Source organism: Acinetobacter sp. YH16032 (assembly GCF_013417345.1).
Taxonomy (GTDB): Bacteria; Pseudomonadota; Gammaproteobacteria; order Pseudomonadales; family Moraxellaceae; genus Acinetobacter.
This window is the reverse complement of the sequence record NZ_VPEE01000149.1, coordinates 1-1,476: the sequence shown is the minus strand read 5'-3', so window position 1 is coordinate 1,476 and position 1,476 is coordinate 1. Positions and strand designations below refer to the sequence as shown.

2 protein-coding genes and 1 pseudogene are annotated in these 1,476 nt (G+C 39.3%); all 3 read right to left on the bottom strand.

Annotated features, from left to right (window positions below; translation table 11 throughout):
- Window positions 1-125, bottom strand: a pseudogene (locus tag FTV32_RS17070) (CmlA/FloR family chloramphenicol efflux MFS transporter); the annotation flags it as partial.
- A 74-nt stretch (window positions 126-199) separates the two neighbouring features.
- Complete coding sequence (locus FTV32_RS17065; RefSeq protein WP_078081115.1) at window positions 200-1,075, bottom strand: SDR family oxidoreductase; 876 nt, start codon at window positions 1,073-1,075, stop codon at window positions 200-202.
- An 86-nt stretch (window positions 1,076-1,161) separates the two neighbouring features.
- Window positions 1,162-1,476, bottom strand: a 315-nt coding sequence (locus FTV32_RS17380; RefSeq protein ID WP_218944809.1) for a hypothetical protein, incomplete at its 5' end; no start/stop codon positions are given.

Genomic DNA, 1,476 nt, shown 5'->3' with positions numbered 1-1,476 from the left:
GTCGCGAACGTCGCCACCAGCATGGCCGACGCGCCCACTGCTTGAAGTAGACGGAAAGCGACAAAGGCCGGTGCAGTTGAAGACCAAGCTGCTCCCAGAGACGCAATGACGAAAGCCGTTGCGCCCGGCGATTAAGTTAATAAACATATTAAATCATTAATTAGTTTTTGTAGTTTAGAGAGTTTATTTCTTAGGGTTTCTATTCCTCAATTATTCCGTATCCTTCTGGTGCAGGAATCCCATGTTCCGAAGAACGACTGACTGATTCCCACTCTTTCCATGTAAATATACGTTTTTCTGCATTTTCAACAGCTAAATCATATACAAGGCTTCCCAGAACTAATCGGAGAGGCGGATTCTCACTATTAACCAGTTTCATTATAGCTTCGGCGGCTAACTTAGGATCACTATCCACCGATTCGTTTGAATATTGTTGGGCCAACTTTTCACGTAATGAATCATACTCTTTTTTCTGTGTAGTAAAACTCATTTTTAAGTATAGATTCGTCCAGTAACCTCCAGGTTCTACGATAGATACTTTTATACCAAAATGTGCAGCTTCTTGTGCTAAAGCCTCGCTAAATCCTTCTAAAGCAAATTTACTAGCGCTATAGATTCCCGACATTGGACCACTAATCAGTCCACCAATACTAGATATCTGGATAATATGACCTGATTCTTGTGCCCGCAAGTACGGCATAACAGCTTGACTTACCCATACTGTACCGAAGAAATTAGTTTCCATTTGGCTTCTAACTTCATCTTCACTAAATTCTTCAATCATTCCCATTACCATATTCCCTGCATTGTTAATGACAATATCGAGTCTTCCAAAATGTTTAATGGCAGTTTCCACTGTAGTCGAAACAGCACTTCTATCAGTAACATCAAGACTTAAAGGAAGTAACATTCCTTCAAACTGGCATTTTAACTCATTCAGTTTTTCAATATTTCTAGCAACACCAACAACCTTCTCTCCTGACTCCAATGCTTTTTTTGTGAATTCGTATCCTAGTCCACTGCTTGCACCTGTAATAAACCACACACGTGTATTTTCATTGTTATTAAATGTCATAAATAATCTCCTCCATTAATCATGTAATATTGGTATCATTCAATACCAATTTAAAACAAACAAAATAAAGAGCACAGGCAATCTGCCTATGCTCTAAATATAGAAATATAAAATTTCAACAGGATTAATCCGATTGTTGGTATCACAAATAAGCCATCAAATTCATTGATGTACCCTTTTCTACGAAGTGTCATGGGAGATCTCCCTTTAAAATAAAAAAGAGGAAGATTCCTCTCCCCCTTTTTACTATAACCGTATAATAAAGGTTTCCTATACGTATAGGAAGAATAAACGCCCTTTTCACCCAAGTCCAACAGCTTTGGACCGCAGTTGACTCTTTCGACACCCCTGCGATGCAACCCAATCCGGCTGACGGGGAGCCAGCAACGCTGAAAATTTAC